A 14,448-nucleotide genomic window follows, 5' to 3' on the forward strand; every position below is an offset into this window, starting at 1 on the left:
GCCATCAGCGTCCGTTACCGGCTCGTAGACGCCGGAGACCGAGATGCTGTGCTCCGGGCTCAGCAGGCTGTAGCAGGTGTTGAAGTAGGCCGGCTTGCCCGGTTCGCGGCCATTGATGTGATCGACCACGGCCACTGCCGCCACCTTGGCGGTGGAGGCGGCGATGTACGCCGATTTCGGCAGCGCGCTGCTGACGATGGCATCGCCGATGATGTGCACGTTCTGCGCCAGGGTGGACTCGAGGTCACGGAAATCCACCGGGCACCAGCCGGACTCATCGGCGAGCCCGGAGTCGATTGCGACCTTGCCGGCCATCTGCGGTGGAATGACGTTGACCACATCGGCCCGGAAATCATCGAAGTCGGTGTGCATCGAGCGGCCTGAAACATCGACCCGCTTGATGCCGCCGGCGGTCTCGTAGCCGCCGACCCATTCGATCATGCCGGGGTAGTGGCGTTCCCAGCCGGTCTGGAACAGGCCCTGCTTGGAGAAGGCATCCTTGGTGTCGTAGATCACCACCTTGGACTTCGGCTTGTGCCGCTGCAGGTAGTGGGCGATCAATGCCGCGCGCTCGTAGGGCCCGGGCGGGCAGCGGTAGGGATTCGGCGGGGCGACAATCGCGACCACACCGCCGTCGTCCATGGCCGTGATCTGTTCCTGCAGCAGCACGGTCTGCGGGCCGGCCTTCCAGGCATGGGGCAGGACCTCGGCGGCGGCTGCGTCGTAGCCCTCGATGGCGTTCCAGCGAAAATCGATGCCCGGGGCGAGGATCAGACGGTCATAGGGGACGCTCTGGCCCCCGGCGGTCAGGACCCTGTGGGCCTCGGTGTCGATGCGCTCGGCGCGGTCGATGATCACGTTGATGCCGCGCTTCTTGGCGTTGTCGTAGCCATGGGTCAGGCTGTCCAGGTCGCGCATCTCGGCCAGCACCCAGTTGCTCATGTAGCAGGTGGTGTGCTGCGGGATGGCCTCGATGATGGTCACATCGATGGCCGGGTCCAGGGCCTTCACATAGCGCGCGGCGATCGCGCCGCCGGTGCCGCCGCCGACGATGACGACGCGGGCCTTGGTCTGGCTGCTCCAGGCGGCGCCGCAGGGGAGCCCCGCGGCGAGGCCGCCCAGGCCGGCCAGCTGCAGGAACCTTCTTCGATTGATCTGTGCCATGGTGTCTGCTCCTCAGTCTGCGTGCACGTATGCCGCGGGATCCTGCTGGCTGGCGTAGTAGTGGATCAGGGCCTGGACGTCCGCATCGGAGAAGTCAGCCAGTCGGCGCTGCATGCCGCGCGGCTGCGGGCGGCCGTGCTCGATGAAGTCCTCGAAGGCGTCTTCCAGATAGGGAATCCACTGTCCGGCGAGCTGGGCGCTGTCGTATTCCGCGTAGGTCCCGCCTTCGGAGTGGCAGTTGCCGCAGTAGCGGTCGTGAATGTCCGCACCGAGTTCCGCGAGGTCGGCGTCGAAGCCCTGCCTTGCGGGCAGGTAGGGTTGGGCGGCGAAGAATTCGGCCATGGCTTCGAATTCCTCCTGGCTGTAGCCCCATGCAATGCGATCCATGATGGTGGCGTAGCGGTTGCCCTCCTTGTAATCCAACATGGCCTGCACGAAGTAGTCCTCCGAGAAGCCGGCGATGGAAGGGGTGGCCGGCCCGACGCTGTGGCCGTTGAAGCCGTGGCAACCGGCGCACTGGAACGCAAGCAGTTCCCCCGACGCGATCTCGTTTGCGGCCGCGCCGGTGCCGACCGCGATCAGGCCCGTGATCAGGGCCGCTCCTAGTGTCTTGCGTGTCATTTCCTCTCCTTGTCCGTTCTTGTTGTTTGCCAGCCGGTGTGGCGGGTGGCGCGGGGGTGCAGACTGTGACCTCCGACCGCTCAGAGCCTCCGGCATGCACCTTGGGCGTGAGGCCGGTGATTGACGCGTTCCTCGTTCCCCCCGATCCCGGGTGCAGGTCAGCCCCGGGCCTCGAGCCGTGGCAGATGCTGAACGCGCATGGCATGCCTGCGTTCGCGGAAGGGGTTGGCGAGTCGGCTCAGACCGTCGACATCCAGCAGCTCGATCTCCCTTCGTGCCGCGGCGATCAGGCGTTGCCGAGTGAATCGCCGGAACAGCCGGCTCATGGTCTCGGGCGTGAGCCCGAGATAACTTCCCAGTTCGTACCGGGTCATCGGCAGCCGCATTCGGGTCGCGGACAGACCGCCGCGGGCGAAGCGCTGCCCCAGATCGAGCAATGCGCGCGCGAGCACCTGGGCTCCGTTGCCGGATGCAAACGCCATCCGCGATTCCTGCTCGCTGAGGACCTCGGCGCTGATCCGGCGCAGCAACCAGTTCATCAGGGTCGGGAAGGTCGCCGTCTGACTGAGCAGGACGTTGTAGGGGATGCGGCACAGGGCCGAGGTCTCGAGTGCAACGACGTGCTGATTGAATCGTCCCCGGTCGATGGCATCGAGTCCGATGATTTCGCCTGGGAGGAAGAAACGGCCGATGACCGCCTTCCCGACAGCATCCCCGGTAACGCCCTTCAGTGCACCGACCTGGACGACGTAGAGGCTGTCAAAGGCGCGGCCCTCATGATGGAGTGTCGCGCCTCTTTCCAGCAGGGGCGTGGGCTGCGCCAGCCGTTCCAGCATCTCTCTGCCGGCCGCGCCCACGGATTGTGGCAGGCACTGGCCGGCCAACCGGCATTCGCCGCAGCCGACAGCCCTGGACGGGTGCGGGTTGGCCGCAACGATCAGGGCCGGAGCACCAGGTCCGGGTCCCGGTGCATCGGGGCGCGCGGTGAAGCGATACCTCACGCGCCGGCCCGGGCTTGATGCTTACGGTGCGGTCGGATGACACGGCCGCCACGACCCCTCAGACGCCTCAGGTAGGCATGTGCATCTACGGGACGACCGCTCAATGCGGGACCGGAACCTGGTGTGCAAGACTTCATTGCGCAGTGCCCATGGGGAGTTCATGGGTACGGCAGCAAGAAGCGGGCCGGACTCGGCTTAGCCTGAAATCAATGACCTGGGGGCCATGGAGGCCTGGGTGATTGCCAGATGGACAAACGGGCTTGCCATTTTGGCAAGATGACAGGGGGAGGACCCTGCGCTCCGGGCCGCTGATCAGAAGCGGTAGTTCAGGCTCGTACCGATGAAATGAGCCGAGTAGTCCGGACTCTCCTCGCCGAGCGTGAGCACCGAGGGGATGGTGTCGGGGTCCACGTTGTCCAGGGTGAAGTCCTTGGAGCGAAAACGCTCGTAGAGATAGTCGACCCGGACCGAGAGTCTCTCGTTGACGCGGTAGCGTCCGTACAGCTTGACCGTGTTCAGTCGCGATTCGAGGTCGGGGAGTGGTTCGGCGGGGACCCCCGTCCGCATCTTGATGCGGCCCGTGCCCGAGGAATAGCCGTAATCGATTCCGGCATCCAGGCCCTCGCGACCGACGTCCCGTGCCTCCAGGGTCAGGCCGAAGGAATCGATGGTGTCGCGCTGATCGGCGGTCCAGTCCGGGAAACCGAAGGCGGCGCTGCTGGCCAGGGTCGATTCGATGCGCTCGCGCCCGTAAAAGGCGGAAACGGTCAGATCGTCGCGGGGCGCGGCGGAGATGTCCACGGTATAGGCGGTGTCGCGGGCATCGATCAGGCCAATCCGCGATTCTTCGTAGTCGTCCTTGGCATAGTCGCCGGAGAGCCCCAGACTCACGCGGTCGGAAACCATGTAGGCGATGTCCGCGCGCACCTGGTCACGGTCGCGGCTTGCGAGGGTGAACTTGCGCAGGAGCGGGTTTTCCTCCGGGATGACGTCGGGCAGGGGGGTATAGTCGTCGTCCAGCCTGCGCTCTTCGCGGGCGAGCCGGAGGGTCATGTCGAGTCGATCCGTCGGCGTGCTGCGGATCTCGCCCCAGCCGGCGGTGGTTTCGGTCTTGTCGACCTCCTGGAAGGTCCGCTCGACCTGTTCGGCCCGGCCGCCGGCAGACAGCCGGACCTTGTCGGAGGCGCGGAAATCGGCGATCAGCCGACCCCCGAGACGCTCGTAGCTGTAAGGGCGGTTGATGCGGACCGGCCCGACAAAGGTGTCGGTGCCAACCTGAACGAACTCGTCCCGCCGGGTCCGGTTGTCACGGTCGTCGTAAAATCCCTCGCCGGTCACGGTGAGCCGGGAGCCCGCTGCGTAGACCGCGCGGATGTTGGCAGAGAGGGTATCCACGCGTCCGTCGAGACTCGAGCGCGGCAACCCGGGGTCGATGAGGTTCGGGTTGATGGTGGCCGGGAGAAAGGTGTCGTCCTGTTCCATCCGTCCAATCGCCAGACGACCGGAGGTGGCCCAGCGCGAGGTCGGTCGCCAGCCGCCCGACAGCGTGACCTGGTGAAAGCGGTTGTCCGGTTCCTGTGCCATGCGTCCCTGCTCGCCACCCAGAGAAAACGGGTTGTCCCAGGTGACCGAGTCGGCCTTGTTGTTGAAGAGGGATAGTTGGTAGTTGGCTGCGAGGTGCCAGTCCTGCTGGCGGTATGCGACCCGCAAGTCGAATTGATCGGTGACCCGGTCGACCTCTACGGGAAGCAGGGATGCGGTGGTCAGAAAACTTCCGCCCTGGATCTTGAAGCCGTCCTGTTCGGTACGGCGGTAATCGACGCCGTAGTCCCAGGCCCGCCCGCCCCAGAACTCGACGCCCGCGCCAAACGTGTCCCGGCGGGTGTCCAGGCTGACATCGGTGAGGCTGTCGTTCAGGCGCCCCATGCCGGCGGTCGTGTTCGCGCGTTCCCAGTCGTCGGGCAGGGTGAGCCGGGTCGAGCCGACTCCGCGGAATACGGTTCTCGGTTCTTCCGCGACGAAGCCGGGGATCCGGTCATGACTCAGGTAGCCCCGGTACCGGCCGCGTTCGCCGCCGCGCAGGCCGAGGGATCGGGTGTCGAGGCCGAGGTTCGACGCCTCCAGGTCGAGAAACTTCTCATCCTCGCCGCGGTAACTGGCCCGGGCTCCCCCGAGGAAATACAACCCGTCGTCGTCCAGCCCGGTGTAGCGGCCGAAAAAGGCCGACTCCTCGGAGACGTATCCGACGCCAGCGGTCACATCCCCCTCGGTTCCGCTGACGTCCGGGCACTGCGCGCATTCCCAGCGTTCGGTGTCGGCCTGTGGCCAGTAGGAGAACGGCGCCGCACGGGCGTCGGAAGACGCCTCGCGGTCCTGGTCCTGTTCCGCCTGGACGGAAAGGCTCGCCGACAGCGCGAGTGCAATGGCGAGCGACAGTCGCCTGGGGCTGAAGTGGGCTGTGCGTTCGTTCATGACTGTGCTCTCCCTGTGCCCTTAGCGGCTGAGGTTGGCTCCCGAGGGATGGTTCGATCCGTGTACCTGCGAGTGACAGTTCAGGCAGCTCTGGCCAAGAAGGAAGGACGAAGGGGCGCCCCCCGGAAGCCGGTCGCCCGTCTGGGCGATGCTCGGGTGCCCGGCGCGCGAGTGGCAGCTCTGGCAAAGCAGCGGCGCGCGGCGGTCTAGCATCCCGGGATGAATGGATCCATGGGCCTGGTGGCAGTTGGCGCAGCTCTCCACGGCGGGCGCGTGTTCCCAGAGGAAGGGTCCCCGCTTCTCCGCATGACAGTCGTAGCAGGTCTCGTTCAGGGTCGGCCTGATCAGCATCGCCTCGGTCAGGGATCCATGTGGCTGATGGCAGTCGGTGCAGGCCACCAGGCCCTCGCGCACGGGATGGGCGAAGGGCCGGAGACTCTGGGCGCGGACCCGGGTGTGGCACTGGTAGCAGACCTCCGCCTGGTTGGCCTTGACGACCACGGGGTCCTTCTCCACATGCACCTGGTGGCAGTCCATGCAGGTGACTTCCTGGCGCTGATGGGTGCTGCCGGCCCAGTGCGCGTCGCTGTCGCCCTGGGAGCGGTGGCAGCTGAGACAGATCTGGGTGGCCTCTTGCGCGGACAGTGCGGCGTTCGGGCCGAATGCCGGCATTGGCGGTTGTTCCTGGCCAGGACGCAGGCGGCGCGTGTGGTCACCGCCGGGGCCATGACAGGCCTCGCACTGCAGGTTCGCGAACGGTGAACGCGGGTCCTTGAACGAGCCGTGGGGGGTCTTGAAGATGGCCATTACGTTCTCGTCATAGTCGTGGCACTGCAGACAGGTATCCGCCCCTCCCCGTGAGTACGAGGGTAGTTCTTCCCCGGTGTACTGCTGTGCTGCTGCGGGTCCGAGGAGGAGGACGGTCGCCAGAAGGACGGCCGTCATCGCTGCGGAGCGGATGATGCTTCTCGATTCACGCATGGACTTACCTTCGGTTCCGTAATGACATCGGATGGACCCCGCGGGCGATGGCTGGACGCGCCGGGCTTTGACGGTGCTCGGTCGGCCTCCAGCAAGCGATGAGGAACGCTGCAGATCGCCCGGGTTTCGGTTGATTTTCAGTGCCCACAGCCGTTGAGGTCGTCGGGTGCCGGCATTTCTACTGTTCCTGGACGCATTGTGGTGACCCCTCTCGGTCAGGGCAGCCCGTGAACCTCTTCCACATCCTGAACCCCCCCGGGGCCGTGACAGCCAATGCAGAGCTCCTGGCTCACGAGTTCCTCTTCTGAAACATTGATCTGGCCAAGCCACCGGGTCATGTGCTGTTCGGCCGAGGCACTGCTGTGACACGACCAGCAGACCGAGCTCAGTGGGGAAACGAAGGTCGCGGGGTCAAACTCGATGCGCGAGGGTGGCTTGTTGGTGGGCACGCTCGTCAGGTGATAGGTGTCTCCCACGTGGCAGGCCTGGCAATCGCTGGCGGGACGGGGGTAACGCAGCTCGCCAAAGCCGCGGTATTCGTTTTCATCACGTATCCCGCTGGCATGCATTGCATGGACCAGGAACATCAGGTCAGCGGAGGAGGCATTCGCCGGATGCTCGTCCGTGATGTCGCCGAAATTCGGGTTGTGACAGGTCACACACAACTGGACGTTGTCGGTGAAGTTCTGGCCGTGTCCGGAAAATGGCCCTTCGTACCGCTCGTGGCAGCTGGAGCAGAGCGCATCGCTCACCACCTCGCGCCGTTGGGATTCGTCGGGGCTGGTGTCCGGACCGAAGAAACGGACCGCACCGGGGATCCGGACCACCTGGCCTCCAGCAATCCCATCCAGCCAGGCGCTGCCGTCCAGGCCCACTGCGAACAGCAGGGGGTCAGCAGGCGCACCGCTCTGCGGAATACTGATTTCGGCGCGGTAAGACCCGTCGCCGAGATCAGTCAATGGTGCCAGAAGCAGATTGATGCCCGGACCCAGCAGGCGGCTATAGTCCGAAGAGCCCGCTTCGATCCAGTTCAGTCGCGTCGACAGCGCACGGAAGGGGCCCGGCACCTCGTATGCACTGTCGCCCCGTCTCGGGTTGGTGATCGAGAAGGTCACGAGCGCCTCATCCTCCAGCAACTCCAGGTCCAGTACATTCAGCTGGAAATCCCGCGAAGCCAGCTTGGCAGGAATGGCATGGCTCTCGAGTACGCTGCCGGCGATTCCCCCCGTCGAGTGGCAGGCCGTGCAGGCGTCGTTGGCAGCCGGCAGGTCTTCGCCGCGAATGTGGTTCTCACCGGTTTCGAAGTTCACGTCGGAGTGACACGAGCCGCAGGCGGCAATGCTGGGCTGGGTAAGTATCTGCGAGGCCTGCGGTGTCGCCGGGTTGTCGGGGTCGTGGCAGTTGAGGCAGTTACGCACATCCTGGGGATGGGCGACATCGGAGAAATCCTTTCGCGAGTCCTGAAATCCCCAGAGGACGTAGGGCGCGCTCGGCAGATCCGCACCCATGTGAATCCTGTGCACCATGACCCGGAAGTCCAGGCTCTCGTTGCTCTGGGCGTCCGTGGTCCCCGGGTTGTGGCAGGTGACACAGTACTCGGCATCCACCCGTCTCCCGCCATGCGCCGCCAGACTGGCCCCGTGGCACGAGGCACAGGTCCCCTGTGACACGATCCGGCGATCCGCGATGCCGACGGTGTTCCCGGTCGATGGCTGGAAGCTGTAGATGGCGTCGGCCCCGCGTGCGGCCCCGCCCAGCTCCACGCCGACCAGGTGGGTCAGTTCAGGCTGGTAAGTGACCGCAACGGGCGCTGTGACAGCCGTGAGATCGGTCGCAAAGGTGTAGCGGTAGGTTCCGTCGCCGTTGTCTTCCAGCACGCCGGCGCTTTCAGTGGTCGCCTGGACTCGGGTCCCCGTTCCCGGCCAGTCGCCTTCACCCGCCTGTTCCACGCGGTTGATGTAGCTCTGCCACGAATTGCTGTCACCACCCTGTCCCGGGATCAGCTTTGCGATGGTGAAACCGGCCTGCTCGATGCCGGTAACCGCGAAGCCGTCCTGGTCGACGACGGTGAACTCCACCACCGGTCTGCTCGAGACCGTGACGCTGTCGATGCTCACCCGCGGCGGCTCGGTGGGTTCCGGCAGCGGATCGCCAGGTGATGTGCCGTCGCCGGAACCGCCACCGCAGCCCGCGAGGAACGCCATCACCACTGCCGTCAACAACGAAGCCAGGAACCGGTTAGAGAGATCGGGATTCGCGATGTGCATCAGCCAGCTCCAGGGGGTGGTCGTCTTTTTTTCGTAAACCGCCGGGGTTCGTGCAGGTATCAGCGACAATGCGCAAAAGTTCGAGGGGGCTCCCTGCTCTACCCGGGGAAACGCCGATCAACCCGGCCCGTCGTCGCGGATGAAGGCCGGCCATGCATGCGGCGAGGGCAAGACCTGTGCCTGATGGATCACCCAACCCAGCCTTCCTTGTGACGACGAATCAATCCGTATTTCCCCAATGGGATACTAGACCAGAGGGCTCGCTCAGACGGGTGAAAACTTGATCACGATCAAGTCGCGTCGGATTAGAGGGAACCACCGGGCATGCGAGCCTGCCCGCTGAACCTGCGGATGCAGGCGCATCGGGTATCCCGAAGAGATGAAAATAGGTGCTATAAAACAATGGGATAAGGTCTTATCCTGCGCAAGAAAGGGTTGCGGCATTGTCAGGCGCCGATGCGCATCGTGGTGTTCGACGGAGAAAAATGCACTGGTCTACACTGAAATTTCCCCGCCCGTGGAGAGCGGTTGTGGGGAAGCCAAAACAAATCACCAGGAGGAAGTTACGCGATGAGAAGAACAAGACTGAACAGGAGCCAGGCCAGGCCGCTGGCCACGGCCGTCCTCGGGGCCTTTGCCCTTGTCGCTGCGCCCATGGCCCTCGCGGGTGCCCCGGATTCCGCTGAGTCCTGTCTCGGCTGTCACGGGTCGGACGGCATCAGCAACGATCCCGATACCCCGACGATCGCGGGGGCGTCCGCCTTCTTCCTTGAAAACCAGCTCTTCCTGTTCCAGGGCGAAGAGCGTCCCTGCGTCGGCGACCTGTTTGCGAAGGCTGACGATGCCCCCGGGGCCGACCACTGCGGGCTGGTGGCGGACTGGTCCGAGGACACCATCGTGGAAGTGGCGGCGCACTACGCGGATCAGCCGTTCCAGCCGGCGGACCAGTCCTGGGATGAGGCGAGGGCACAGGCCGGGGCTGCAATCCACGATGAGAGCTGTGCGCGCTGTCATGCCGACAGTGGTGGCGATCCGGCTGACGATGCCGGGATTCTTGCGGGGCAGTGGCAGCCGTATCTCGTGCGCACGATGAAGGACTATCGCGAGGGCGCGCGCTGGCAGCCCGGGACCATGGAGCGCGAAATGCAGGCACTCTCGGACGCTGACATCGAGGCCCTGGCGGCCTACTACGCGAGCCAGGGTCAGTAAGACGGGGCAAACCCTGCGCCTCGGGATGCGGAAGGGGCCCTGGTGGGCGGTTCCGCCACCGGGGCCCCGTTCGGTTCCGGATCTCACCGCGGAGAGGGTGCCATCAGGCGATGGCGCCGGTAGCCGAACCGCTGGACCGGTAGCGGCGGACACCGCTTACGGTTGCATTCTCTCCTTCAGGGGTTCAGCAATCTCAGGATCTCGGGATCCTCCTCGCGCTCGGCGAGGATCGAGTGACACAGCATGCAATCACTCGATATGGCTTCCCGGTCGGCGGTCCGGTGGCGGCGGTTGTGGCAGCGGAAGCAGCCGGGTGTGTTCTCGCGGCTGCCGGCCGGTGGATGTCCGCGGTGGTCGGGGTAGGTGTCCCAGGTGACTCTCATGTGGGGGAACACGTTTCGGCTGAAGATTTCGCCGAGCTCGCGGCCGGCAGCGGCGACGGCCTCAGGCCGGTCGGCGAGTACCTCGGGGTGGTTCTCGCGGTAGAAGTCCTCCAGTGCGGCAGCCAGCCCTGCACGCGCCGCGTCGTGGGAGGGATAGTCGGCCGCCTCCAGAAGCCTGACTCCTTCACGCTTCAGATAGGGAAGGCCAGCGTCGATGCGGTCGGTCGCCAGCGCGAGGTCGAGTTCCTCCGCCGGCGTGCGGTAGATGTGGGTCGGGCGGTTATGGCAATCCACGCAATCCATTTGCCGCCATTCGCCGCGCTCTTCCTCGGGTGGCATGTCGCGCGGCTGGAAGAGCTTCACGGTCCCGTCCGCCTTGGTGAGTTCGACGTCGTAGACGTTCATGCGACTCTCGTCAGAGCGGTAGCGTATCTCGATATCCGGGTCCACATGCCAGTGAATGCCCTCGGAATCGCGCCCGCGCAGACCTCCGACCTTCATCAGCAGGGCAGTGCGCAACTCGGTGTTGGCCTCGTCCTCGGCAAACACCGTATCGATCATGAGCTTGTCGCCGACGTAGTTCGCGGGCCAGTGGCACTGTTCGCAGGTGTCCCGCGCCGGGCGCAGGTTATGCAGGGGGGTCGGAATCGGGCGGGGGTACAGGTCGAGAGTCACGGCGACCAGCTGCCAGGCGCCATCGAGCTTGGAGCGAACGAACCAGTCGGCGCCAGGACCGATGTGGCAGTCGACGCAGTTGACGCGCGCGTGGGGCGAGTGCTGGTAGGCCGTGTACTCGGGCTGCATCACGGAATGGCACGCCTCCCCGCAGAACTCATTGGAATCCATCACCTCGACGCCCTGGTATGTGGCGCCGGCCAGGACGGTCAGGTTCACCATGGTCACGCCCAGGAAGATCAGGACCATCTTTCGGGTACGCATCCTGTTCAGGTCGATGACCGGAAAGAGTGGCGGACCCTCTTGGTCCCCGGCGGCCTTCGCGGCCCGGCGCCGGTGCAGCAGAATGCCGATCGGTATCAACAGCAGGCCAAGGACGAAGAGCGCCGGAAGGATCAGATAGGTGAGGATCCCGAGGTAGGGGCCTCCCTGGAAACCCAGGGACTGGAACGCGAACAGGGCCAGGATCAGCACAAAGGCCGAGAGCGCCAGCGCGGTTCCCGCCATGCTGATGGTGTTCTGGATCAGGGCTGCGAAGAATTGTCTGATCACGATGTGGATCCTTGCGTGGGGGAGTTGCCGTGCAAGCGGATGGCAACAATGATTGTAGACGTTGCATTGCAGCCGGCTTCATCCGTCGCGGGCGCCTGATCGAGGATCAGGGCTGCGGCCTTCCCGCAGCGCCGTGACTTCGGCGGGGCGATCACCTGCCGATCCGCTCGTGCTTCTGCCGAGCCGGACCGCTGTTCATTTACAGGCTCCGATGGAGCCCGTCTCACAGACGCGGCCGTCGACCCAGATCGCCCGGTCGAGGACTGCCCCCTCCAGCCTCGTTTCACTCAGGTCGGCCCCGATCAGGTTCGCATAGCTGAGGTCGGCCTCTTCGAGGTTGGCCTGATTGAGTGCGGCATCCTGGAGGGCCGCACCGGTCAGGGTCGCCCGCCGCAGATCGGCGCCCGCCAACTGCGATCGCCGGAGATCGGCATAACGGAGATCGGCGCCGGCCATCAGCGCTCCATCCAGCCGCGAGCCGAGAAGGTCCGTGCTTCGGAGCTGTGCGCGCCGCAGATCCGCCCCGCTGAGGTCCAGGCCCGGCATACGGCAATAACTCCAGTTGACCTCGGGTGCCGGGGGGAGGTGGCAGGCGGGAGGCTGTGCCGGTTCCCCCCGGTCTGTGGCCCAGAAGAAGAGAAGCACGGCCACCAGTGTCGCAGAGGCCGCCAGGATCCAGGGGAATGGGCCGCGCATCGCGGCATCCAGCGTGGCCCGGGGCCGGCTCAGCCACTGCGCACGTTTCCGGCGGTGGCTGATGATTTCCGGGGGTTCCGGTCGGCGCCGGTCGGGCCCGCGCCGGTGGTTGTTGTCTGCCGCGAACCCGTCGTCGCCTGCTCGTCGGTCGCGCACGCGTTCGTCCTCGCGCAGGCGGGCCTGCAGCAGTCGCTCGCGGCCTTCGGGCGTGTCGGCGTTCCTGAGTTCGTCGGGAATGAGGCGCGGGTGTTCGCGAATCGGCTGCCAGGTCTCTTGGTCCAGACTGATCTCGTCTTCCGGCGTCAGCCTGCCAATGATCAGGAAGCGAGAGATGAGCCCTGTTGGATGAGGCCCGCAAACCTCGCCGTTGCGGCGGGTAAACCACAGTTCCTGTCCGCTGTCCTTGTCCATCGTGCCGGGGTCCGCCTCTCGTCGAGTGTCACTCCAGGCTAGTGTAGCGCTTTGGTGGCCGGGCCTGGCCAGGATGGCGGGCCCGCTGGGCTTGGCCCGCCCTACGCTGAAGGGCCGCTTGCGACGGAGGTCGAGAGGGCCTTCAAGTTAATACTGCTGGACCCAGGTGTTTGTGAACTGAACTAGTATCCAGGGGATGAAGAACCACCTCGGGATGATCCGGGGTGACGTGCAGAGGAGAGTGCGATGGATGGCATTGTCGTGGGTGTGGACGGGTCCGAGGGCTCGCGCAAGGCGCTCGAGTGGGCGCGTGCGGAAGGCAAGCTGCGGGGATGCGAGGTGCGCGCCTGCTATGTTCTCGACCGTCGTTACGTGGAGCCGGAATGGGCGTCGTTGATGACCCCCCCGGTCGAGGAACTGCGCAAGGAGGCGGCAGCTCGCCTGGCGAAGATCGTGGACGATGAGGGGGACGGCGCGGGGGTCCGGCAGGAGGTGCTGGTGCCCGAGGGTCAGGGCTCGGCGAAGACCCTGCTGGACGCGGCCGGCGACGCCGATCTGCTGGTGGTGGGATCGCGCGGCCATGGCGGCTTCCAGGGGCTGCTGCTGGGCTCGGTGAGCCAGCAGGTGCTGCATCATGCGCCGTGTCCCGTGGTGGTGGTGCCGGCCGAGTAGGTGCGGGTGGCACGCACGCGGGCACGAAGGGTGGAGGACAGGCTGCCCGAAGTACTGGGCCGGGGCTGAGGGCCGGGGCTCAGCGCTGCGTCCCCACCCCGACCTCCCGCCGCAAGCGGGGGATGGAGACGTTATCGTCCCGGGGGGTGTGTCAGGCCACGCTCTCCGGGGGTGTCGCCAGCCGGCCTGCGCGGTAGTCCTCCACGGCCTGTTCGATCTCCTCCGCGGTGTTCATCACGAAGGGTCCGTGATGGCTGATCGGTTCGCGCAGGGGCATGCCCCGGAACAGCAGCAGGGAGGCGCCGTCCCGCGCGGTCATCTCGACCCGATCCTGGTCCGACCAGACGGCCATCCGGCCCTCGGTCAGCGTCTCTGACAGACTTCCTTCGTAGACGTAGGCGAGCAGGCGCTCCCCGGCCTTCATTTCGATCGCGAGTGTCGCATCCGGAACCAACCCGACGTCAGCCATCGCGGCGCCGTCCCCGATTCCCGGGAGCGGACCCTCGACGGTGCCGAAGCCGCCGATCCAGGAGCCGGCGATCGCCTTCAAGGTCACACCATCGCGGTCCGAGGTCACCATCTCGGTGGCGTGCACATCGCGGTAGCGCGGCGCGTCCATCTTGCGCGCGGCGGGGAGGTTCACCCAGACCTGGAAACCGTGCAGCCCTTCCGAGTCCCGCAGCGGCATCTCGGAGTGGATCACCCCGCGCCCGGCGCTCATCCATTGCGCCTCGCCGGCGTGCACCTCGCCGCGGTTGCCCATCGAGTCTTCGTGGGTCAGGCCACCGTGTATCAGGTAGGTAAGGGTCTCGAACCCGCGGTGGGGGTGCGGCGGGAAGCCTCCGATGTAGTCCTCGCGCGCGCTTGCCTTCAGTTCGTCGAGCAGCAGGAAGGGGTCCAGACGACCGTTGAAGTCGTGGATGCGCTGGATCTTGACCCCGTCTCCGTCCTCGGTCGGTGCGGCGGTCAATATCGCTTCGGGTGTCGTGGTCATCATTCGATCCTCCAATCTCTTTGCGCCCAGCATAGAGACCGCGGGGACAGGAGAAAATCACAAAAATCCGCGCAGATCATTCGAAAAAAAGAATGATCATGGCAGGCCCGGCCTCTGGCCGCGATGGTGTGGGGGTCGTGGGAGCGGCCTCTGGCCGCGATGGGTGCTGGCACGGGGGGATCGCGGCTGGAAGCCGCTCCTACGAGGGGGTTGTAGGAGCGGCCTCTGGCCGCGATGGTATGGGGATCGTGGGAGCGGCCTCTGGCCGCGATGGGTGCTGGCACGGGGGGATCGCGGCTGGAAGCCGCTCCTACGAGGGGGCTCAGTTCTCCGGGGGGCCGTTGTTCTCG

Annotated in this window: 11 protein-coding genes; 2 read left to right on the forward strand and 9 right to left on the reverse strand. The window is 65.7% G+C overall.

Features of this window, described 5'->3' with window-relative positions; all coding sequences use genetic code 11:
- The 6 genes from ACESMN_RS03820 to ACESMN_RS03845 form a co-directional block, all read right to left on the reverse strand.
- A partial coding sequence (locus ACESMN_RS03820; RefSeq protein ID WP_373052261.1) for an FAD-dependent oxidoreductase occupies positions 1-1,164 on the reverse strand: 1,164 nt, incomplete at its 3' end.
- Between the two features lie 12 nt (positions 1,165-1,176).
- Positions 1,177-1,785 carry a c-type cytochrome gene (locus tag ACESMN_RS03825; protein ID WP_373052262.1) on the reverse strand — a complete coding sequence of 203 codons (609 nt, stop codon included), beginning with the start codon at positions 1,783-1,785 and terminating at the stop codon, positions 1,177-1,179.
- Positions 1,786-1,943: 158 nt separating this feature from the next.
- Positions 1,944-2,621: a helix-turn-helix domain-containing protein gene (locus ACESMN_RS03830; RefSeq protein ID WP_373052263.1), complete on the reverse strand. Its 678-nt coding sequence runs from the start codon at positions 2,619-2,621 to the stop codon at positions 1,944-1,946.
- Between the two features lie 477 nt (positions 2,622-3,098).
- Entirely contained in the window at positions 3,099-5,258 is a 2,160-nt protein-coding gene (locus ACESMN_RS03835) for an MtrB/PioB family decaheme-associated outer membrane protein (RefSeq protein ID WP_373052264.1), read from the reverse strand.
- Positions 5,259-5,279: 21 nt separating this feature from the next.
- Positions 5,280-6,239 (reverse strand): DmsE family decaheme c-type cytochrome, encoded by a 960-nt coding sequence (locus ACESMN_RS03840; RefSeq protein ID WP_373052265.1) that lies wholly within the window; start codon positions 6,237-6,239, stop codon positions 5,280-5,282.
- A gap of 215 nt (positions 6,240-6,454) precedes the next feature.
- Positions 6,455-8,506: an OmcA/MtrC family decaheme c-type cytochrome gene (locus ACESMN_RS03845; protein WP_373052266.1), complete on the reverse strand. Its 2,052-nt coding sequence runs from the start codon at positions 8,504-8,506 to the stop codon at positions 6,455-6,457.
- A gap of 570 nt (positions 8,507-9,076) precedes the next feature.
- Here ACESMN_RS03845 and ACESMN_RS03850 point away from each other — a divergent pair.
- Positions 9,077-9,715 (forward strand): c-type cytochrome, encoded by a 639-nt coding sequence (locus tag ACESMN_RS03850; protein WP_373052267.1) that lies wholly within the window; start codon positions 9,077-9,079, stop codon positions 9,713-9,715.
- Between the two features lie 176 nt (positions 9,716-9,891).
- On the opposite strand, the gene ACESMN_RS03855 is transcribed toward ACESMN_RS03850, so the two are convergent.
- The gene (locus ACESMN_RS03855) at positions 9,892-11,325 is read right to left on the reverse strand and encodes a cytochrome c3 family protein (protein WP_373052268.1); all 1,434 of its coding nucleotides are present in this window, start codon (positions 11,323-11,325) and stop codon (positions 9,892-9,894) included.
- A gap of 195 nt (positions 11,326-11,520) precedes the next feature.
- Positions 11,521-12,432, reverse strand: coding sequence for a pentapeptide repeat-containing protein (locus tag ACESMN_RS03860; protein ID WP_373052269.1), 912 nt, complete (start codon positions 12,430-12,432; stop codon positions 11,521-11,523).
- Positions 12,433-12,678: 246 nt separating this feature from the next.
- On the opposite strand from ACESMN_RS03860, the gene ACESMN_RS03865 reads away from it, so the two are divergent.
- Complete coding sequence (locus ACESMN_RS03865) at positions 12,679-13,104, forward strand: universal stress protein (RefSeq protein WP_373052270.1); 426 nt, start codon at positions 12,679-12,681, stop codon at positions 13,102-13,104.
- A 151-nt stretch (positions 13,105-13,255) separates the two neighbouring features.
- Here ACESMN_RS03865 and ACESMN_RS03870 read toward each other — a convergent pair whose 3' ends face one another.
- Positions 13,256-14,101 (reverse strand): pirin family protein, encoded by an 846-nt coding sequence (locus ACESMN_RS03870; RefSeq protein ID WP_373052271.1) that lies wholly within the window; start codon positions 14,099-14,101, stop codon positions 13,256-13,258.
- Positions 14,102-14,448 lie beyond the last annotated feature (347 nt).

The sequence above is a fragment of the Thioalkalivibrio sp. genome (genome assembly GCF_041690275.1).
Classification (GTDB): domain Bacteria; phylum Pseudomonadota; class Gammaproteobacteria; order Ectothiorhodospirales; family Ectothiorhodospiraceae; genus Thioalkalivibrio.

Excerpts from the sequence above, each read along its gene's own strand:
- ACESMN_RS03825 (WP_373052262.1), bottom strand. The coding sequence starts at position 1,785 with ATGACACGCAAGACACTAGGAGCGGCCCTGATCACGGGCCTGATCGCG.
- ACESMN_RS03830 (WP_373052263.1), bottom strand. The coding sequence starts at position 2,621 with ATGCTGGAACGGCTGGCGCAGCCCACGCCCCTGCTGGAAAGAGGCGCG.
- ACESMN_RS03835 (WP_373052264.1), bottom strand. The coding sequence starts at position 5,258 with ATGAACGAACGCACAGCCCACTTCAGCCCCAGGCGACTGTCGCTCGCC.
- ACESMN_RS03840 (WP_373052265.1), bottom strand. The coding sequence starts at position 6,239 with ATGCGTGAATCGAGAAGCATCATCCGCTCCGCAGCGATGACGGCCGTC.
- ACESMN_RS03845 (WP_373052266.1), bottom strand. The coding sequence starts at position 8,506 with ATGCACATCGCGAATCCCGATCTCTCTAACCGGTTCCTGGCTTCGTTG.
- ACESMN_RS03850 (WP_373052267.1), top strand. The coding sequence starts at position 9,077 with ATGAGAAGAACAAGACTGAACAGGAGCCAGGCCAGGCCGCTGGCCACG.
- ACESMN_RS03860 (WP_373052269.1), bottom strand. The coding sequence starts at position 12,432 with ATGGACAAGGACAGCGGACAGGAACTGTGGTTTACCCGCCGCAACGGC.
- ACESMN_RS03865 (WP_373052270.1), top strand. The coding sequence starts at position 12,679 with ATGGATGGCATTGTCGTGGGTGTGGACGGGTCCGAGGGCTCGCGCAAG.
- ACESMN_RS03870 (WP_373052271.1), bottom strand. The coding sequence starts at position 14,101 with ATGATGACCACGACACCCGAAGCGATATTGACCGCCGCACCGACCGAG.